General features: G+C 32.8%; 17 protein-coding genes, 2 tRNA genes and 1 pseudogene. 13 read left to right on the top strand and 7 right to left on the bottom strand.

What is annotated here, in order from left to right:
* The first annotated feature begins 4 nt into the window (after positions 1 to 4).
* The 5 genes and pseudogenes from mutL (at position 5) to BSU00_RS11840 (ending at position 5,777) form a co-directional block, all read left to right on the top strand.
* Positions 5 to 1,858 carry a DNA mismatch repair endonuclease MutL gene (gene mutL / locus BSU00_RS11860; protein ID WP_105004568.1) on the top strand — a complete coding sequence of 618 codons (1,854 nt, stop codon included), beginning with the start codon at positions 5 to 7 and terminating at the stop codon, positions 1,856 to 1,858.
* Between the two features lie 66 nt (positions 1,859 to 1,924).
* Positions 1,925 to 2,655: pseudogene (locus BSU00_RS11855) on the top strand (rhomboid family intramembrane serine protease).
* Positions 2,656 to 2,684: 29 nt separating this feature from the next.
* Positions 2,685 to 3,554, top strand: coding sequence for a rhomboid family intramembrane serine protease (locus tag BSU00_RS11850; protein ID WP_105004567.1), 870 nt, complete (start codon positions 2,685 to 2,687; stop codon positions 3,552 to 3,554).
* 183 nt (positions 3,555 to 3,737) lie between these two features.
* Positions 3,738 to 4,571: an endonuclease/exonuclease/phosphatase family protein gene (locus BSU00_RS11845; RefSeq protein WP_233188726.1), complete on the top strand. Its 834-nt coding sequence runs from the start codon at positions 3,738 to 3,740 to the stop codon at positions 4,569 to 4,571.
* 54 nt (positions 4,572 to 4,625) lie between these two features.
* A complete protein-coding gene (locus tag BSU00_RS11840; protein WP_105004565.1) occupies positions 4,626 to 5,777 on the top strand; it encodes a geranylgeranyl reductase family protein in 1,152 nt (383 codons plus the stop codon).
* Between the two features lie 244 nt (positions 5,778 to 6,021).
* Here the strand turns inward: BSU00_RS11840 and BSU00_RS11835 are convergent, their stop codons facing one another.
* The 3 genes from BSU00_RS11835 to BSU00_RS14115 all read right to left on the bottom strand — a co-directional run bounded on the left by BSU00_RS11835 (position 6,022) and on the right by BSU00_RS14115 (position 8,366).
* Complete coding sequence (locus tag BSU00_RS11835) at positions 6,022 to 7,656, bottom strand: ABC transporter substrate-binding protein (protein ID WP_369820335.1); 1,635 nt, start codon at positions 7,654 to 7,656, stop codon at positions 6,022 to 6,024.
* Positions 7,610 to 8,125, bottom strand: a complete 516-nt coding sequence (locus BSU00_RS11830; RefSeq protein WP_105004564.1) for a DUF4442 domain-containing protein — start codon at positions 8,123 to 8,125, stop codon at positions 7,610 to 7,612. The genes BSU00_RS11835 and BSU00_RS11830 overlap by 47 nt, the downstream gene beginning before the upstream one ends.
* A gap of 115 nt (positions 8,126 to 8,240) precedes the next feature.
* Positions 8,241 to 8,366 carry an antibiotic biosynthesis monooxygenase gene (locus BSU00_RS14115; RefSeq protein ID WP_369820334.1) on the bottom strand — a complete coding sequence of 42 codons (126 nt, stop codon included), beginning with the start codon at positions 8,364 to 8,366 and terminating at the stop codon, positions 8,241 to 8,243.
* Positions 8,367 to 9,038: 672 nt separating this feature from the next.
* Here BSU00_RS14115 and mtaB point away from each other — a divergent pair.
* The 7 genes from mtaB (at position 9,039) to BSU00_RS11790 (ending at position 14,332) form a co-directional block, all read left to right on the top strand.
* Positions 9,039 to 10,355 (top strand): tRNA (N(6)-L-threonylcarbamoyladenosine(37)-C(2))-methylthiotransferase MtaB, encoded by a 1,317-nt coding sequence (mtaB, locus tag BSU00_RS11820; RefSeq protein WP_105004563.1) that lies wholly within the window; start codon positions 9,039 to 9,041, stop codon positions 10,353 to 10,355.
* Positions 10,356 to 10,489: 134 nt separating this feature from the next.
* Complete coding sequence (locus tag BSU00_RS11815; RefSeq protein WP_105004562.1) at positions 10,490 to 11,251, top strand: DUF6438 domain-containing protein; 762 nt, start codon at positions 10,490 to 10,492, stop codon at positions 11,249 to 11,251.
* The gene (locus tag BSU00_RS11810) at positions 11,251 to 11,907 is read left to right on the top strand and encodes an alpha/beta hydrolase (protein WP_105004561.1); all 657 of its coding nucleotides are present in this window, start codon (positions 11,251 to 11,253) and stop codon (positions 11,905 to 11,907) included. Before BSU00_RS11815 ends, BSU00_RS11810 begins: the two co-directional genes overlap by 1 nt.
* A 25-nt stretch (positions 11,908 to 11,932) precedes the next feature.
* Positions 11,933 to 12,835, top strand: a complete 903-nt coding sequence (locus tag BSU00_RS11805) for a lytic transglycosylase domain-containing protein (RefSeq protein WP_105004560.1) — start codon at positions 11,933 to 11,935, stop codon at positions 12,833 to 12,835.
* Between the two features lie 439 nt (positions 12,836 to 13,274).
* The gene (locus BSU00_RS11800; protein WP_105004559.1) at positions 13,275 to 13,721 is read left to right on the top strand and encodes a GNAT family N-acetyltransferase; all 447 of its coding nucleotides are present in this window, start codon (positions 13,275 to 13,277) and stop codon (positions 13,719 to 13,721) included.
* Positions 13,722 to 14,149: 428 nt separating this feature from the next.
* Positions 14,150 to 14,222: transfer RNA gene (locus tag BSU00_RS11795), tRNA-Gly, on the top strand.
* Between the two features lie 37 nt (positions 14,223 to 14,259).
* Positions 14,260 to 14,332 (top strand) — tRNA-Gly (locus BSU00_RS11790).
* A 44-nt stretch (positions 14,333 to 14,376) separates the two neighbouring features.
* Here the strand turns inward: BSU00_RS11790 and BSU00_RS11785 are convergent.
* The gene (locus BSU00_RS11785) at positions 14,377 to 14,814 is read right to left on the bottom strand and encodes a helix-turn-helix domain-containing protein (RefSeq protein WP_105004558.1); all 438 of its coding nucleotides are present in this window, start codon (positions 14,812 to 14,814) and stop codon (positions 14,377 to 14,379) included.
* Between the two features lie 139 nt (positions 14,815 to 14,953).
* Here BSU00_RS11785 and BSU00_RS11780 point away from each other — a divergent pair, with 139 nt between their 5' ends.
* On the top strand, positions 14,954 to 15,964 hold the full coding sequence (locus BSU00_RS11780) for an NAD-dependent epimerase/dehydratase family protein (protein WP_105004557.1): 1,011 nt from the start codon (positions 14,954 to 14,956) through the stop codon (positions 15,962 to 15,964).
* 30 nt (positions 15,965 to 15,994) lie between these two features.
* On the opposite strand, the gene BSU00_RS11775 is transcribed toward BSU00_RS11780, so the two are convergent.
* The 3 genes from BSU00_RS11775 to BSU00_RS11765 all read right to left on the bottom strand — a co-directional run bounded on the left by BSU00_RS11775 (position 15,995) and on the right by BSU00_RS11765 (position 18,839).
* Positions 15,995 to 17,683: a serine hydrolase gene (locus tag BSU00_RS11775; RefSeq protein ID WP_105004556.1), complete on the bottom strand. Its 1,689-nt coding sequence runs from the start codon at positions 17,681 to 17,683 to the stop codon at positions 15,995 to 15,997.
* A gap of 114 nt (positions 17,684 to 17,797) precedes the next feature.
* Positions 17,798 to 18,331 (bottom strand): helix-turn-helix domain-containing protein, encoded by a 534-nt coding sequence (locus BSU00_RS11770; RefSeq protein ID WP_105004555.1) that lies wholly within the window; start codon positions 18,329 to 18,331, stop codon positions 17,798 to 17,800.
* A gap of 187 nt (positions 18,332 to 18,518) precedes the next feature.
* Positions 18,519 to 18,839 (bottom strand): hypothetical protein, encoded by a 321-nt coding sequence (locus BSU00_RS11765; protein ID WP_105004554.1) that lies wholly within the window; start codon positions 18,837 to 18,839, stop codon positions 18,519 to 18,521.
* Between the last annotated feature and the right edge of the window lie 536 nt (positions 18,840 to 19,375).

Below are 19,375 nucleotides of genomic sequence, written 5' to 3'. Positions count from 1 at the left end.
ACTTATGTCAAACATCATTCAACTACTACCCGACCATGTGGCCAATCAAATCGCTGCTGGTGAGGTAGTGCAAAGACCTGCCTCTGTAGTGAAAGAATTAATGGAAAATTCTATAGACGCTGGAGCCACATCTGTAAAGTTAATCCTAAAAGATGCAGGAAAAACCCTAATTCAAGTAATTGACAATGGAAAAGGGATGAGCCCAACCGATGCAGCATTGTCTTTTGAAAGACACGCCACGTCTAAAATATCGCATGCAAAAGATTTATTTAACCTGAATACAAAAGGATTTAGAGGGGAAGCACTTGCATCGATTGCTGCCATTGCGCAGGTAAAATTAAAAACCAAACAAGAGACACAGGAACTTGGAACATACATTAAAATTGAGGGTAGTAAGATTACAACCCAAGAGCCAGTATCTTTTGGAAAAGGAACAAGTATAGCAGTAAAAAATTTATTTTACAACATTCCTGCTAGGAGGAATTTTCTAAAATCAGACACCATAGAAACACGTCACATTGTTGACGAATTCCAACGCATTGCTCTAGCACATCCTGACATTACTTTTTTATTACACCATAATAACAATGAGATCTACCATTTAAAAGAAAGCAACTTACGAAAGCGAATTGTTAACATTTTTGGAACTAAAATGAATGAAAAATTAGTTCCAATAAGCGAACAAACAGACATTGTATCTGTAAAAGGTTTTATTGCAAAACCTGCTTTTGCTAAGAAAAAGAGAGGAGAACAATTTTTCTTTGTCAATAACAGGTTTATAAAAAGTTCTTACTTAAACCATGCCGTTGTAAATGCATTTGAAGGACTATTGGACCATGGAGCGCATCCTTCTTATTTTTTATATTTAGAAGTCCCTACAGACTCTATTGACATAAATATACATCCGACAAAAACAGAAATAAAATTCGACAATGAAAAAGCACTGTATGCTATATTGAGAGCCACTGTAAAACACAGTTTAGGACAATATAGCATTGCTCCCGTTTTAGATTTTGATCGAGATGCTAATCTTGATACGCCATATGCGTATAATAGAAAAGAGGTAACAAAAACACCTCCTATTGCTGTTGACCCTAGCTTTAATCCTTTTAAAATAAGTGAAACAAAAAGTAGCACTTCTGGTAATTCTTTTACGCCAAGAACTTCTACCCCTAAAAATAACAGTTACCAACATTCCTTTACAAAAGAGCAAGGAAGTTGGGAAGCATTATACAGTTCTGTTGCGTCAGAAACACAGCAAGAACAATTATTTACTTCGGAAAAAGAGAACAACACAAGTAAAAGTTTTCAAATTCAAAAAAAATACATTCTTAGTTCCATAAAATCTGGCGTAGTACTCATTCACCAATCCCAAGCACATCAGCGCATTTTATACGAAAACTTTTTAGAAAATATTACTGTAAAAGAAGCCAGTAGCCAACAATTACTCTTTCCTGTTTCCATTTCTTTTAGTCCTTCCGACATAGAGACAATCTGTAGCATTAAAGCTGACTTAGAAAGTGCAGGATTTTTATTTAAGGAAATAGGCAAAGATAATTTAAGTATCGAAGGCATACCAACTTCTATTACGGAGAGTCAAATTTCTCTAATTTTAGAACAATTGTTAGATGATATAAAAATGGAAGTTCCAGACGCTAGTTTTAGCCATTTTGACGTTATGGCAAAATCCTTTGCTAAATCGCTCGCAATAAAAACAGGAGTTCCTTTAACCACCAGAGAACAAGACAATCTCGTTAATAATTTATTCTCTTGCAAAGAACCCACGGTTTCTCCTTTTGGAAAGCCAACTTTTAAAACCTTAACTTTACAGGAAATTGATGGAATTTTTAACAGGTAAAACATTTTATACCTTGAAAAGATTAGTTAATTTTATAGCTGTAGATTAACATCAAAAAAAATACCTATGCCAAGATTAACCGATGCTATAAAGCATTTACTAATTTTAAATGTAGTCATGTTCTTGGGGCCACAGCTCATTAATGTAGACCTAACCAATATACTTGCACTACATTTTCCAGAAAACGGGCACTTCGGTGTTTGGCAATATGTAACCCATATGTTTATGCATGGTAGCCTATGCACCTAATATTTAATATGTATGCGCTATGGGCTTTTGGTACTCCATTGGAACAGATGTGGGGTACTAAAAAATTTGTTTTCTTTTACTTTAGTGCAGGAATAGGTGCTGGTTTAATTTACACCTTAGTAAACTACTACCAATTTAACGGCTTATATGAAATATTTGCCAACGCTGGATTGAATCACAATGAAATCATTTCAATTCTGGAAGCGGGAAAAACTAACGACTCCAGAATAACAGGTATGATTACCCAAGATCAATTTAATCAAATTGTAAGTTTATTCAATACACCAGCAGTAGGTGCCTCAGGAGCAATATACGGCGTTTTAGTAGCGTTTGGGATCGCTTTCCCAAATGCAAAATTAGCGCTGATATTTTTCCCAGTCCCAATTGCAGCAAAATACTTTATACCCATAATCATTTTAAGTGATCTGTTTTTTGGTTTAACAAAGTATTCAATAGGTAATGTTGCGCACTTCGCCCATATTGGGGGTGCTATTATTGGATTTTTAATTGCCTGGTATTGGAAGAAAAATCAATTTAAAATAATGTAACTACTAAAATTCTGTCAATTAGAACCACTATGAGTATACTTGAAGACCTAAAAAATAGATTTAAATATGCAGGGGTTGTTGAAAAATTGATCTATGTAAATATTGGTGTATTTCTATTTGTATTTATTGTAAATACATTTAGTTTTTTATTTCAAGCTCCATCTAATTTTATGTTAGAATGGTTTGCCCTACCAGCAAGTTTTAGCGAGTTTTTGAGTAAGCCTTGGACTATTATAACCTATGGTTTTTTACATACGGGCTTTATTCATATACTGTTTAATCTAATAGCGTTGTACTACATCGGTAATTTGTTCAAACAATACTTTACCGCAAAGCAACTGCTAAATTTTTATCTACTAGGAACCTTTTTTGGTGGTTTAATATTTGTTTTAAGTTATAATATATTTCCAGCTTTTCAAAGTCAGGTTCACAACAATATACTTATAGGCGCATCGGCGGGAATATCGGCTATTTTCATTGGAGTTGCCACTTACATCCCTAACTACGAAGTTCGATTTCCTCTTATTGGCTATGTAAAACTATGGATTCTAGCATGTATATGGATTGCTATTGATGTGATTCAAATACCTGTGAGTAATGCCGGCGGACATTTAGCGCATATAGGAGGAGCTTTGTTTGGGTATTTATACGTCTTTTACAATAGTAACAAACAACTTACCATCTACTTTAACACGCCTAAAATATTTCAAAAGAAAAGAAAAAAAACGCCATTAAAAACCGTACATAAAACCGAACGCAGAGCAACCTACTCATCGCAAAAATCAAAATCTACAAATCAAAAAGAAATTGACAATATTTTAGATAAAATAGGGAAATCTGGGTATGATACCTTAACAAAAGAAGAAAAGGAATTTTTATTTAAACAAGGTAAAAAATAAATGAAACAATTCTCCTTATTTAGAAAATTATTGTTTTTTATCAATTCGATTTTAGCATGTGCTTTAGTACTCGCATATTTCCTTCCTCATATTTCTCCAAAAACCATACCTGCTCTAACTGTTTTTAGTTTATTTGTGCCATTCTTGATCTTTTGTAATTTATTCTTTTGCATCTACTGGATATTGAAGTTGCATAAAAACGTATTATTACCAGCTTTTGTATTAGTTATTGGATGGTTTTTTGCCCCTCCCATCGTAAAATTCTCCAACAAAGAAATTGTTTTAACAGATGACCTTAAAGTAATGAGCTACAACGTACGCATGTTTAACCATTACAAATGGAATGATCAAGAGGATATTGAAGAACAAATATTTAGTTTTGTCAATAGTGAAAATCCAGACATTATTGCATTTCAAGAGTTTTACCAATCCGATAAATTGAATATAAAACTACCCTATAGTTACATCAAAACAAAATCCAAAAGCAATAAATTTGGCTTGGCCATTTATTCCAAATTACCAATTGTAAATAAAGGCTCTTTAAACTTTCAAGATAGCGCCAACAATACCATATTTATTGATGTTGTTAAGGGAAAAGACACCATTCGGGTATACAATGTACATTTAGAGTCCTTAAAATTAAATCCTAGTAAAGAAAATTTTGGAGAAAAAGATTCAGAGCGTTTATACCAGCGCTTATCTAATGGATTTAAAAAACAAGAAGACCAGACAAAACTTATTCTAAAAAATGAGTTAGAGTGGAAAGGAAAAAAAATACTGTGCGGTGATTTTAACAATACATCTTATTCATGGGTATATAAAAAGTTAGCCACCAATAAACAAGACGCTTTTATTAAAAGCGGTATCGGATTAGGTAAAACGTTCCGTTATATATATCCGATTAGAATTGACTTTATTCTTACCGATAAAAATGCAGATATACACCAATTTAAAACCTATTCAGAGATAAAGCTCTCCGACCACTATCCAATAATGAGTCGTTTAAATTGGAAATAATATCGCTTCTGAAAAATTTTAAAATTATATTTGTTTTTGTAAAAACACAAATCAATGACACACTTTGACGTAGCCATTATAGGAAGTGGCCCATCCGGAGCATCTACAGCATTTCAATTAGCAGCTAAGGGAATTAAAACCGTTATAATTGAAAAAAGTATTTTACCTCGATATAAAACTTGTGGTGGCGGATTTGTGTACCGCGGCAGAAAACTATTGCCATTCGCTTTGGATAATGTCATCGAAAAAGAATTTAACACCGTTGAAGTTCACCTAGGAAAAAAACTACATTTTTCTACCAAAAGAGAAGAACCTACAATTTCAATGGTAATGCGGGATAGTTTTGACCATTTAATTACTCAAAAAGCACAAGAACTAGGAGCTACACTATTGGAAAATCATAAACTTACAGGACTTGCGTTGCATCCGGAGCACCTGGTATTGGAAACCTCAAAAGGAAACTACACTACCAATTTTGTTATTGCAGCAGATGGTGCACTTAGTCCTACAGCAAAAATGGCTGGATGGAAAGAAGATACGAGAAAGCTAATCCCTGCTCTTGAATATGAAGTAGAAGTTTCGGAAGAGGATTTTAAACGCTGGTCTGAAATTGTTCGTTTTGATATTGATGCCATACCTTATGGTTATGCCTGGAGTTTCCCCAAGAAAAACCACTTATCCATAGGAGTAGCCTCTACCAAAAGAACCAGGCTAAATTTAAAAAAATACTATCAAGAATACTTGGAAAACACCCTTGGTATCAAAAATGTTTTAAACGAGGCACAACACGGTTTTCAAATCCCCATAGCCCCACGAACAGATGGTTTCGTTAAAAACAATGTTTTTTTGATTGGTGATGCTGCAGGCTTTGCAGATCCCATTACAGCAGAGGGGATTTCTAATGCTATTTTAAGTGGTAACCTAGTTGCAGAGGCTATTCTTGAGAGTAAACTAAACCCAGACAAAGCAAAAGCACTGTACCTTTCAAAATTAGAAAAAAACTTGCTTCCTGAATTACAATCAGGACTTTGGCTCTCAAAATGGTTTTACGAACAAAAAACTATTCGAAATATACTACTTAAAAAATACGGGCAACACTTTAGCGAAGCAATGGCAGATATATTTCACGGCAATCGAAGTTACCCAAAAGACATCAAAAATAGAATAGCACAAAAATTAAAAGGATTTGTATCTCTACAAAATTAGATTGCAACAGAATTGAAATTTAGTTTATGGAAACGATCTACACATTAGAGGTGCGCGTTTTTTTTGAAAACCTAAAATAAAATATGGCTTATGCCTTTACTCCTTGTTATTGTTAAATTTTCAGATAACAAAAAGTGCAGCGTAAAAAAATGTGATAACTACACAATCTTTTGTTTAAAAAATGGAACTAAAATATATTTATTGTAGTGCAACATGTAGTATAAAACAAAGCTAAAAATGTATACTATTTTTTAACAACGTGCTTTAAATGTAGCATATCAATCGGGTTCATTCCTAATCCTTCTATATTTTTTTGTCTAAAACGAATAACCTCATCATAGTATAAGGGTACTATTGGCGCTTCACTTATGAGAATACTATCCATTTTTTGATACAACAGAAACCGTTTCTCTAGAGTAGTTTCTTTTGTAGCCATCTCGTATAATTGATCAAAACGAACATTTTTAAAATGGGTGTAATTTGGGCCATTAGGTGCAAAATTTTTACTGTAAAATAGCGACAAATAATTTTCAGCATCTGGATAGTCTGCAATCCAACTTGCCCTGAACACAGCTAGTTTCCCGCTCGCTCGTGCTTGCCGTAAACTGGATGGTGGCATTACGTCAATACGAACTGTTATACCAATTCGTTGTAATTCTCTTTGAATAAATTCACATAAGTCTAGATAATTACTATTGGTTGTGATTGTGACCCTAGGATTGGCTATTCCTGTTTCCCTTTGGAATTGCAATACAAGATCCTTTGCTTTTTCGGGTTGGTAAGTATAACCTTTTTGTGCATTAAAAGAGGGCAATCCGTTTGGCACGAATCCGTTGGAAGCTGGAAAACCGATTCCATTACGTAAGAATTTAATCATTTTCGCTCTATCAAAACCATAATTAATCGCTTTTCTAAGTAAGTGGGATTGCAGCGTGGAATCGGACGCTGCATCTACATAAATACCTAAATATTCGGTGTTTAAATAAGGACCTGTCTGCATTTTAATTCGATCGGAATACTTCTCCTTTAAACTACCATCGGTATTTAAAATATCATCTTTGTAAGAGGCATCTAAACTCTTCATGAAATCAATATTTCCTTGAATAAATTGAAGAAATTCACTTTGTTTATCGGGTAAAAATGTAATGGCAACCGCTTCCAAATAAGGCAAAGCAACACCCTGGCTATCTTTTTCAAAATATCCTGGATTCTTTCGCAGTACTAATTTTGTATTCTCTACCCAAAGTTTAAATTGAAATGGGCCTGTTCCTACGGGGTTAGCTCTAAAGTTAGCTCCGTAATACTCTACTGCCTCTTTGGGAACAACAGAACAATATTTCATTGCTAATAATCCTAAAAAAGGGGGAAAGGCTTGTTTTAATTGAATTTTAAATACAGAATCATTTACCGCCGCATAGGACGCTACTTTTTGCAACACCCAGCCACCAGGGGAGGCTACATTTTTATCTTGCAATCTATCGAAAGAAAACGCAAAATCGCTGGCCGTTACTTTTCTTGTTTCCTCGTTACCGAACGCGCTGTTTTTATGGTAAAAAACATCATCCCGCAAGGTAAACACATATTCCTTACCATCATCGGATACACGCCATTCTTTAGCGATATCAGGACGAACATATAAGCTATCATCTAATTGTACAAGACCATTGTACAGTTGATTGACCACCCAAATATTTCTTTGGTCTTTGGCAAAAGCGGGGTCTAACGAAGATACATTAGAATGTTCGTTATATCTAAAGACATCTTTAGCAGCGTATTCATTTTTCTTTTCTGAACAAGCTAAGGATAGCACGAGTGTTAGTACTAACGAATAACTAAGAAACTTTCTTTCGTTTATTCTTGTAATATTTTTTGTTTGCAATATATATAGTTTTTGAAACGGTTGCGAAAATATCGTGACGATTTTTATCGGTAATCGCAAGCTCTTTTACAATGTCTATTTCATTCTCTAAAGCTACTCGATTTTTTATATATTCAATTTCTTCTTTGGTAAAACTAAAATCAGCATATACATCTTTCTTTGCGGGCCTTCTATAGTTTATACTAGCTGCTTTATCCCAGACTACATAATCTTTACCTAAAATTTGCATCAATTGAATCATGTAAATGGGATCTGTCGCAGTAAATAAGCTTCCTCCAAATATAGAATTCACATAATTCCTATTTTTATAACTTATTGGAATTTTTACTCTTGCAAAGAATAAATCCGCCGACAATTCAGAAATTCTGCCTGTTGTTCGCCGGTACATTGGAGAAAGATTAAAGCCATATTTGAAGATAGTCTTTTTCTTAAAAAAAATTTCCAGAAATGCTGTAATTGTAGCATACATAATTTTGATTATATCTGATTTTTAAATTTTGTTACATTTTCTTGTTCAACCCTACAAATACACAATTGATAGCTTTTATACCATTGCTTTACACCTTGTTTTTTGCTTTCGTATGCTATATATTGTTTTTCCATGCGATAATCGCTTCCATACTTTTCCAATACGATATCGTAATTCCTAGCGCACTTCTGACACTATCCATTCCTAAAAACTCATCTTGTTTTTTTAGTAACTCCTCCATTTGTTGTGCAATTTCATAGTATCCATTACTGTCTTCGGATAACTCTGATGTGAAAATAACCGCATAATAGGGTTACTTATTTCTAATTTTCATTTGATAAAAATACTCCAAATTTTAATTTTATAACTATAAATAGGGTGTTTCCCTCTTTTATTTTTTCACCTATGCTGTAAGTAACTTTTACCAACTACCTCGATAATTTTTATTTCCTATTCTGAGGCACTATAGAAGTTAACTTTTACTAAATCAGTACTAGTTATAGCAACTAATATGGTGATACTTAAAACATACGTTTAACTTTTATAGTACTATCACGGTTTCCTTTGACCATAGATTGTTTTGTGTGGTAGGTACCATGTGAAAATTACAATTTCGATAAGGTCTTGAACTGAACAATGTTAAAAAATCTATGAAAGATATTGCAAAGCCTTACCAAAAAGTAAAATCAATGTGGAAACCTCTTATGCAAATACAATAGCCAGAAACAGTTAAGACACTATAAATCATATAACTAGCACACTTACAACTAAACGTTAATCTATTTCAAAAATCACTATAAATTAAGTATTTTTGCATTCTAAATTTTGAATCTCCATGATTTAGTATTTACAGGTTAACTAGCCTGTAAAAATGATATACTTTGAACAAAGTATATTTTTTAAACAATAAAGAATGAACGTAGATAAAAGAGTTGCTTTTTATACTTTAGGTTGTAAATTAAATTTTTCAGAAACCTCCACTATTGCAAGAAACTTTGTTAATGAGGGGTTTGAACGTGTAGAATTTGAAGAATCTGCAGATGTATATGTGATAAACACATGTTCAGTTACAGAAAATGCGGATAAACGCTTTAAAAGTGTGGTCAAATCTGCATTAAAAACAAATGAAAATGCCTTTGTTATTGGTGTTGGGTGTTATGCACAATTAAAACCGAAAGAATTAGCTGCTGTAGATGGGGTAGATCTTGTACTTGGAGCAACGGAGAAATTTAATGTAACCAGTTATATTAACGACCTCACCAAAAACGAAATTGGCGAAGTGCATTCCTGTGAAATTGAAGAAGCCGATTTTTACGTTGGCTCCTACTCTATTGGAGACAGAACAAGAGCCTTTTTAAAAGTACAGGACGGTTGCGACTACAAATGCACCTATTGCACCATACCATTAGCTAGAGGTATTTCTAGAAGTGATACGCTAGAAAATGTTCTTAAAAACGCTACAGAAATAGCTGAGAAAGGTATTAAGGAAATTGTTTTAACAGGCGTAAATATTGGGGATTATGGAAAAGGTGAATTTGGAAATAAAAGACATGAGCATACGTTTTTAGACCTTGTAAAAGCATTAGATAATGTATCAGGTATAGATCGTTTGCGTATTTCTTCTATAGAACCAAATCTTTTAAAAGACGAAACAATTAGTTTTGTTGCAAATTCAAAAACTTTTGTACCGCACTTTCACATTCCTTTGCAATCGGGAAGCGACACTTTGCTCAAAAAAATGAAGCGTCGCTACTTGAAAAGAATATATACAGATAGAGTAACTAAAATTAAATCGGTTATGCCAAATGCATGTATCGGCGTAGATGTAATTGTTGGTTTTCCGGGAGAAACAGACGAATTATTTTTAGAAACCTACAATTATCTCAGTGAAATGGATATTTCGTATCTGCACGTTTTTACGTATTCTGAAAGACCAAATACAGAAGCCATCACTATGGAAGATACTGTACCTAAAAAGATCCGAGCAAAACGCAGTAAAATGTTGCGTGGCTTATCTGTTAAAAAACGGAGGGCTTTTTATGAAAGTCAGTTGGGGAACACCTTGTCTGTCTTGTTCGAAGGAGAAAATAAAGAAGGATACATTCATGGTTTCACAGAAAATTATGTAAAGGTAAAAACACCATGGAATCCAGAACTCGTAAATACTATTCATTCTATTAGACTTACTAAAATTGATGAAGATGGCCTAGTACGATTTGAATTTTGTTAAAATCTACTGCACGATATGCTTTCTAAGCATAAATAAAAACACGAAGACAGCACCCTATAAAAATTAAAAATCCGTAATTTTACGTATAAAATAGTGTATTTTTAAGGCGTTATTTAAAACTAAAAAATACAAATATGAAATACTTATTAATTCCTATTTTGGCGCTTGTAGTGAGCTGCGATGCTTTCAAAAAAAAGTCACCTAAAGAAGTCCTAACCCCTGAAGCAACAAAAGAAATTGTAATAGAAGAGAAAAATACTGCTATTCCTGAGAAAAAAGAAAGAAAGGAAAACACCATTTTAGTGGTATTAACAAATCCTAAAGCAGTAGACTCTGTAAAAGCCCTGTTAACAAAAAAAGATTTACTATGGGATAAAATGGCCTATGAGAAAGGAGCAACTCGCATTGGTATAGTAAAGGTTCCTGACGGTAAGAAAGACTTTTGGATTGAAGAACTCAAAAATGAAGATGCATTTAATGCAGTAAAACCGTACAATGAAGAAACCCTAAAGGAAAGTATTGCCACAGAGAATAATAAGCTAATAAGTTTTAGAAAAACCGCATGTTTTGGAGATTGCCCAGTGTATGATTTAATTATTAATAAAGACGGAAATGCTATTTTTAGTGGAAAAGAATATGTAAAAGTTACTGGAACTGAAAAATTCCAACTTACAGATACGGAACTTCAAAAACTTAATGGTTATTTAGCGAATGAAGCATTACAAAATCTTCAGGAGGTATACGATGACCCCAATGTTGTAGATTTAGGAAGTACCTATCTAATTTTTAACAACCAACAAGTTCAAATTAGATTATGGAGGGATATTCCTGATGCTTTAATTGACGTACATGAATACGTTCAAGGCCTATTACTCTCTAAAAAATTAATTGAATAATGCCAAAGGTACCTATATATTTTGTACCTGGTTTAGCGGCCAACCCCAGAATATTTGAACATCTTAATTTATCAAAAGCGCTATTTGAATGTCATTACTTAGAATGGATCATTCCAAAAGCTTCTGATGAAAGTATTTCAGAATACGCAAAACGAATGTGTACTTTTGTAAAAGAGGAAAACCCCATACTAGTTGGGGTTTCCTTTGGTGGTATTATGGTACAAGAAATGAGTAAGCACATTGCTTGCAGGAAAGTAATTATCGTCTCTAGCATTAAAAGTAATGCGGAATTACCAAAACGATTGAAACTTGCACAAATTACAAAAGCCTATAAATTATTCCCGGCGTCAATAGTTGCAAACATTGAGAAATACGAAACCTATTTTTTTAACGATTACCTAAAAAAAAGAGCAGAACTGTATAAGATTTACTTATCGGTTAGGGAAAAAGAATATCTGCATTGGGCCATTTACAATGTGCTCCATTGGAAACAAACTAAACCCATGGTTAATACAATTCATATCCATGGAAACAAAGATGAAATATTTCCTATAAAAAATATAGCTAATACTATAATCGTTGAAAACGGGACCCATATTATGATTCTTAATAAAGCAAAAATTATCACAAATATTTTAGAAAGGGAATGTTTTTGATTACCTTGGTAAAAAGAAAAGAAAAATGCGCATACCACTACGATTTACCTACGCTATTGCTACATTAATTGTTACATATTTTTTAGTAAACGCAATTAGCAAAGACAAAGAACCTATTGTAAAAAAAGTTGCTGAAAACTATGCTATTAAAGCAATAAAAATTCCTCAAAATATGGATTTAGCTGGGGAAAAAGTTCCTCTAGAGAGGGAAGATATAAGAGAACGAATGGATCGTGAACTTCTTGTAAATACCTATTGGCAGTCGAATGGATTACTATTAATCAAAAGAGCGAACAAATTCTTTCCAATTATCGAGCCTTTACTAAAAAAATACGGAATTCCTGACGATTTTAAGTATCTCTGTGTTGCAGAAAGTGCCTTAACAAACATTCCGTCCTCCAAAGGAGCTGCAGGGTATTGGCACTTCATGCCAAGTACCGGAAGAGAATATGGTTTAGAGGTAAATAAAAATGTCGATGAGCGATACGATATTAAAAAATCAACTAGAGTGGCTGCAGAGTATCTAAAAAAAGCAAAGAAAAAGTTCGGCACCTGGACTTTAGCAGCTGCTGCTTATAATGCTGGCAGTGGAAGAATTTCGCAACGCATGGAACAACAACAAGTTACCGACTATTACGATTTACTGTTAAACTCGGAAACCTCTAGGTATATTTTTAGGATTCTTGCTTTAAAAGAAATCCTATCCAATCCCAAAGATTATGGCTTCGTTTTTGACCAACAAGATTTATATCAACCGGTCAAAACCTATGAAGTAGAAGTGGATACGGCCATTGCTAATATTGCAGATTTTGCAGAGCGTTTTAACGTTACTTACAAAGAATTAAAATTAGTAAATCCATGGCTACGGCAAACAAAACTGAATAACAAAAGTAGAAAACAATACTACATAAATATTCCAGTAAAGTGATACGCAAAATAATACCTTACCTATATATCGCCATTGGTCTGATTATAATAACAACAAGTTTTTATGAATTATTTCAAGAAAAAAGTAGTTATCGTGTTATATTTAATTTTACAACAAAATATAAAGTTGTCTTTATAATAGTGCGTGGCTTGTTCGCTAGTTGGTTTTTGTTTGATGGGATTAAAAAATGGAAATCTGAACAACAAAATCACTAGTACGGTTATTATACTTCACACGTTTTTAAAATTTGCTCTTTTTTTATAAGAAAAGAGCTTTCTCTTTTAAAAGATACTTAATTTTGCAGCGTATACTATGGCTGTATATAACCAATACAATATTCAATTATAGTTTCTGAAAGAGTATCAAATACTGTAATTTTACAATGAAATTAGCCATTTTGAAATAACTGTCATAGGACTAAACAAATGTATACTTAACAATGAAATTGAACTATAAGACAATTAACAAAGAAGATATAGAAATTATACTTCCTCTTTTACGCGTTGTAAATACCACTACACCGATAGATATTTTACGAAAGAGACTTCACGAAATGAGTGCCTACTCGAATTATGAGTGTGTTGGTGTGTTTGACCAAGAAACGCTGATTGGAATATCCGGATTATGGTATGCAACCAGGCATTACATCGGAAAAAGTGTAGAACCCGATCATGTAGTTATTGATGAAAAATATCGTGGAAAAAATGTAGGAAAGTTGTTTTTTGCATGGATTTACGAGTATACAAAGAAAAAAGGCTGTGAAGCAATGGAGTTAAACACCTATACTTCTAATAGGAAGTCCCATAAATTCTACTACAATGAAGGTTTTGAAATATACGGATTTCACTTTTTAAAAATACTTAGAGAAAATACTGAATTTTACTAGTTCAGTGCTGGAAGATATTTTTTTAGGTTCTGTAATTTGTACTAAAGGAAATAAATTGTGATGTTACCCATATATAAATTATTTAAAAAACTTCCATCTCAGGTTGAATGCCATCTTTTCCTTTATGAGGTATCAAAAAGATATGTGTTTTTTTAGTACCTGTTATAGTTAGTTCTATCGTAGTAGCATATTTCTTGAAAAAATTACACAGAACCATAAGAAAGTTATAATAACAATTCTCAAAGAACATATTTCTTAGACATCTTTATTTATATATCTTATTTATCATATAAAAAAGCTACGAAAACATTTTACGGGTATAGCCTCTCCCAGAGAACGTTAGTTATCAAAATAAATTTACATTTAAAAAAAAGAAAAAAACCATTTGCTATTTCTATAAAGAATTATATATTTGCAACCGCTTTACTGCGGGAGTAGCTCAGTTGGTAGAGCGTCAGCCTTCCAAGCTGAATGTCGCCAGTTCGAACCTGGTCTCCCGCTCAAATTAAACAGCAAGTCATTGCAAAAAGTCTTTACCGCGAGAGTAGCTCAGTTGGTAGAGCGTCAGCCTTCCAAGCTGAATGTCGCCAGTTCGAACCTGGTCTCTCGCTCAAAAAACCACCTTATTAGGTGGTTTTTTATTTATTGGATGCGTTTAAGCGCACAGTAGAGCGTTTATATTCTTTTTATAATTAGTAATTACATTCTCGATAAAAGCTTCTTTGTTACTTACGATAAATTCAAGTTCGTCACTTGAAATCATGCTTGGGTTGAACTCTCTTAAGTGGGTATTCCCCCATGAAACCATTTCTATTATAATAGGAGCAAGAGAAATTCCTTTCTCGGTTAAATGGTAATAGATAGTTTTGTGATTTGAAGGTAGTTTTGTTTTGAGAACTAATCCTAAATCTAGTAATTTTTTCATTCTAGAGGATAAAATATTTGTAGCAATAGCCTCTTCACTTTCTGTAAAGTCTTTAAAGGTTTGTTTTCCTTGCAATAACATTTGTTTGATAATGACGAGTGTCCATTTATCACCTAAAACGTCTATCGCGGTTGTAACAGGACAACCACATCGAAATGAATGTCTCATATCTAATACATTGTGGCACAAAGTTACACAATAATTTATTATTACCTCTTTACTAATATTACTATGTTTTTTTACTTGCAAAACACAAGTTATTTATTAACTTTGTTTCAGTGTAAATTTTTAATAGAAAATTAAAGTAATGAGTAAAAAGGTATTAATCACAGGAATCTCGGGATTCGTTGGACAACATTGCGCCGTAGAATTATTAAAAAATGGCTACCAAGTAAGAGGATCTATCCGAAACCTCTCCAAAGAAAATGAAGTTAGAAATGGAATTGCAAAAGAGATTGATGCCAAAGACAATTTAGAATTTTGCGAGCTCAATTTACTAAAGGAATCTGGATGGAATGATGCCATGCAAAATATCGATTATGTACTACATGTAGCATCTCCATTTATTATTGCAGAGCCAAAAGACGAAAACGAAATGATTAAACCTGCTGTAGAGGGAACACTTCGTGCACTAAAAGCAGCTAAAAAAGCTGGTGTAAAAAAAGTGGTATTGACTTCTTCTACCGTCGCCATGGCAGGCGATAAGAAAAAAATAAATTTAACGCAAGAAAGCTGGACCAATCCAGCAAAAGATAAAGTTACCGCGTATATTAAAAGTAAAACACTCGCGGAAAAAGCTGCATGGGATTTCTACAACACTCAAGAGCCAACCGATAAACTAGAACTAACAGTGGTAAATCCTGGCCCCATATATGGTCCAACACTTACTGGAAATTTATCCGGTGCTTCTATGGGTATGATTAAAAATATTATTACCGGAAAAGTACCAATGCTTCCAAATGCTCATTACGTCATGTCTGATGTACGTGATATTGCAAAAATCCATGTGCAAGCCATGGAAAATGAAGCCTCAAATGGAGAGAGGTTTATTGTAACCTCGGAAAAACCGCATTCTTTTGTTAGTGTTGCAGCAATTCTAAAGCAAAATAATTATGAAAAAGCGAGTCCAAAAAAAGCACCAAGTCTCTTGGTAAAATTCATGAGCATATTTGATCCTGAAATGAAAGGAATGCTACCTTTTGTAGATGCGGAAATAAGTGCTGATATACGACCAACACAAAAAGTATTTAATTGGAAACCTATTCCCTTTGAAAAAACAATTATAGACAGTGCAAAATCAGTAGAACCTTATTTATAAATTAATAAGCAAAGTAAGTCCATTCAGTTCTTACTTTGCTTCTATCGATGGTAACTTTTTAAAACTTACATTTCTAGTTCTTCCATTAGATATAAGTATTCCTTGTATATCTCCACTTTCGGAACGCTCTATCTCTACAATATTTACAGGCCAATAACTAGAAAAAATATCGTTATATAATTGCTGTAGCTCCATAATTCCATGTTTCACATGATGAATATACAATCTAGAATTAGATTCTGAAATAGTATAACAAGAATGTAATTCCTTACTGTAGTAATCCCCAACAAGTTCAGTTGGATTTGGGAAAACTATTTGAAAATCCTTTTGACATAAGGAAAAATTTCCGTGCGCCATATCTCTATAACGAATCACCATCCTTTTCGAATTAGGGTAAAACATTACCTCCGGCATGTCTTTACTTTTTAACATACGAAAAGTATGCAAACCAATTGGCACTAAAGGAAATATATTTTTAGATCCTCCAACGTAACGCAAAGTATCATTTTTAAAATAAACCTTTCTTCCAATCTTTTCTGAAGAACTCCAATAAATTCCTTCATATTTTTGCAATTGCTTTTTAGACACTGTAACTGGGTATATTTTCTCATTCGGAGAGATAGGAGAGACACTGCGTATTTCAGGTCTGTTTGGAAATAAAATATCACAAAGCTCTCGTATTTTATTTGACATATTGATGGCATTGTAATTAGAGAGAATTACAATATGTATTTTATCTTCTGGAAATACGATTACAGCAGATCTAAAACCACCAATAGACCCACCGTGCGAAATACTTTTTCTGCCGTGTATATCAATTGTTCTCACTCCCATCCCGTAATTTGTATATTGTCCGGTAGACAAATAACTATTGGTTTGTAATTTTAAAAATAAAGGATACCAAGGTCCCTTCGGATTAGAAAAATTTTGCAACCAAATATGCAAATCAATTGCATTGGAATAGACGTTCCCAGATCCATAATAATCCCAATACTCTAGTTGCTTAACATATTTAGTTCCCTTTAAACTATAGGAATTTGCCATACTAGGGATGGAAAATTTATTTCTTTGATATACTTTGGTATGGAACATTCCTAATGGTTTAAAAATAAAATCTTCCATCCATTTTGCAAAAGGCATTAAAGTTATATTTTCTATAATTCTTGCTAACAGAATATACCCAGAATTGGAATATAAAAATTCTGATTCTGGTACAAAATTCAATTCTTTTTGCTGCCGTAAAATACGTAAAATGTCGGTCTGTGATTCTATATCACCCTTTTTCCAACCAGCTAAAGCAAGTAAACCATGAGAATCTCTCAAGCCACTTGTGTGCTGTAAAAGCTGTCGAATAGTAATCTTAAAACCAAAATCAGGAAAATCGGGGAGATAACTATTGATACTATCTTCTATCAATAGCTTCCCTTCTGCCTCTAAAAGCAGTATACCTAGTGCAGTAAATTGTTTTGCAATAGATCCGACATTATAAACGGTCGCTTTGGTATTTGATATACGGTGCTCTATGTTAGAGAAACCATAGTCTTTGGAAAAAATAATATCTCCATCTCTTGCAATCAAAACAGAACCTCCAGGACTACTTGTTCTAATGGGAACCATAAATAAGGGCTCTATTTCTTTTGATATTGGTATATCGGTTTGTGAAAAATGGGATGCTGTAAGGCATGAGAATACCCAAAATAAAATTATTTTAACTTGCATATCTAACAGATTATATCTGTATGCAAATTTTGTAAATATTTAGAATATATGATAAATTTTAGACACGCCAATCATCCGCCAACAACCGCCAATATTGAGTTTATAAGGGTGGAATTAAAAAAAATAAAAACCGGGATCAAAATACAAGCCTTTCGTCTTTTGGATTGCTACTCCATTTCTTAATATAATAAAGGTATTTAGTAAAATTAAAACTAACATAATACCAATGGTTATATTCCGCCCAAGTTCTTCGAAGTTAGCTACCAAACCAATTAAAAAAACAACAATAATAAGCAAAGCATGTAAAATTTGAATTGCAATAATTTTTTTGATTATTACATCATTTTGTTTTTTGAGACGCGCAATCAATATTGGTACTACAAAATTTAAAATAGGAATAAACACAAAAAATAAAGAAGAAAAATTAATAATACCAACCATATAGGACGTATACTCTTTTTTTATCTCTTCTTCATGAAACAGCTCTTCTTGGTCTTTTTCTAATATTCTGTTAAGGGTCTTTAACGTGTAGCCTTTAGGCGGCACACCAGATTCTATGCGTTGAATAGTTCTTACTGAAATACCCGTTATTTCCGATAATTCTTTTTGGGTTAAATTATGTTTTTCTCTATATGCAATCAAATTCATAATTTCTTTAACTTAAATAATTGCCACCAACATGAACCAACGTAAAGTACCATTTTTTCGGTAATAAAAAGTAGTTACTTTAAAACTATTATAGCTCTTTTTTTAAAATTATAATTCCTACAGTAATTTCTAATAGTAATTAGGTTCTTTAATTTTATAAGGGATATAAGAAATAGGATGCATTGAACTATTCAATTTTAACGGAAATTGGTCCACCATGGGATAAATAACCACCACCAATTTCATCTATGTTAATATCCAATTCATCATAGGTATCTATTCCGACAATATTTACATCAATTGCTTTAGAGTTAGTAAGTGAAACGCTAATAGTGCCATCTGCATTTAATGGTACCAAACCATAGTTAGTTCTGGGTACAAATTCAGAACTATCAATAGATGTACTGGCATGAATACTTGGGATTACATTCAAATCTTTAATAGTTATAATCGTTAGATTAACAGCAATTACTGTTAATAGAATTTTAGTGTAGATATCAATTTTCATAATAGTATCATTTGAAATTATTAGATTATATTTAGATAAAAAACTGCTTTGGATGTAATATATTTTTGGTTCTACAAGTAAGTAATAGTTAATTTACTAATACATATAGCTTACCTTTACAATAAAGCAAGTAATTTGTCCAATCGAATCTAAGATAAAAAATAATTTTGGTAAGACATTAAGAAAGTCAGAACCAGTCTATAACTTACCATCTATTAGTTGTAATGACAACATTAATCCAGCAAAATTTTACACAGAATTTATATTCATTACTATCAAATTCTAATTCATTTCATTGATTTAATGTTAGAAAATAATTTTAGACTCAATGAAATTACTAAAAATCATTATAGATTATACTTGCTAATCCAAAATAAGAAGCAGTAAAAAACAAGATGCTAATTAAGGATATCTATTACTTTTACAGAATTTATAAGGAATAAAAAATAAAAATCTAGACCGACGAAGAACCATTTGACATTTCGTTGTATCAGACAGGAGTCTGTAAAGATTTAAAGTACACCTGAAAAATGCGC

This window comes from Tenacibaculum sp. SG-28, from assembly GCF_002954385.1.
Classification (GTDB): domain Bacteria; phylum Bacteroidota; class Bacteroidia; order Flavobacteriales; family Flavobacteriaceae; genus Polaribacter.
Note: the sequence above shows the minus strand (reverse complement) of the source record. Positions and strands in the feature narration are given on the sequence as shown.

Coding starts and splice junctions, on each gene's coding strand:
- BSU00_RS11785 (WP_105004558.1), bottom strand. CDS start 14,814: ATGAGACATTCATTTCGATGTGGTTGTCCTGTTACAACCGCGATAGAC.
- mtaB (WP_105004563.1), top strand. CDS start 9,039: ATGAACGTAGATAAAAGAGTTGCTTTTTATACTTTAGGTTGTAAATTA.
- BSU00_RS11830 (WP_105004564.1), bottom strand. CDS start 8,125: ATGTATGCTACAATTACAGCATTTCTGGAAATTTTTTTTAAGAAAAAG.
- BSU00_RS11770 (WP_105004555.1), bottom strand. CDS start 18,331: ATGAATTTGATTGCATATAGAGAAAAACATAATTTAACCCAAAAAGAA.
- BSU00_RS11805 (WP_105004560.1), top strand. CDS start 11,933: ATGCGCATACCACTACGATTTACCTACGCTATTGCTACATTAATTGTT.
- mutL (WP_105004568.1), top strand. CDS start 5: ATGTCAAACATCATTCAACTACTACCCGACCATGTGGCCAATCAAATC.
- BSU00_RS11840 (WP_105004565.1), top strand. CDS start 4,626: ATGACACACTTTGACGTAGCCATTATAGGAAGTGGCCCATCCGGAGCA.
- BSU00_RS11850 (WP_105004567.1), top strand. CDS start 2,685: ATGAGTATACTTGAAGACCTAAAAAATAGATTTAAATATGCAGGGGTT.
- BSU00_RS11810 (WP_105004561.1), top strand. CDS start 11,251: ATGCCAAAGGTACCTATATATTTTGTACCTGGTTTAGCGGCCAACCCC.
- BSU00_RS11775 (WP_105004556.1), bottom strand. CDS start 17,683: ATGCAAGTTAAAATAATTTTATTTTGGGTATTCTCATGCCTTACAGCA.
- BSU00_RS11780 (WP_105004557.1), top strand. CDS start 14,954: ATGAGTAAAAAGGTATTAATCACAGGAATCTCGGGATTCGTTGGACAA.
- BSU00_RS14115 (WP_369820334.1), bottom strand. CDS start 8,366: ATGGAGGAGTTACTAAAAAAACAAGATGAGTTTTTAGGAATGGATAGT.
- BSU00_RS11815 (WP_105004562.1), top strand. CDS start 10,490: ATGAAATACTTATTAATTCCTATTTTGGCGCTTGTAGTGAGCTGCGAT.
- BSU00_RS11765 (WP_105004554.1), bottom strand. CDS start 18,839: ATGAAAATTGATATCTACACTAAAATTCTATTAACAGTAATTGCTGTT.
- BSU00_RS11800 (WP_105004559.1), top strand. CDS start 13,275: ATGAAATTGAACTATAAGACAATTAACAAAGAAGATATAGAAATTATA.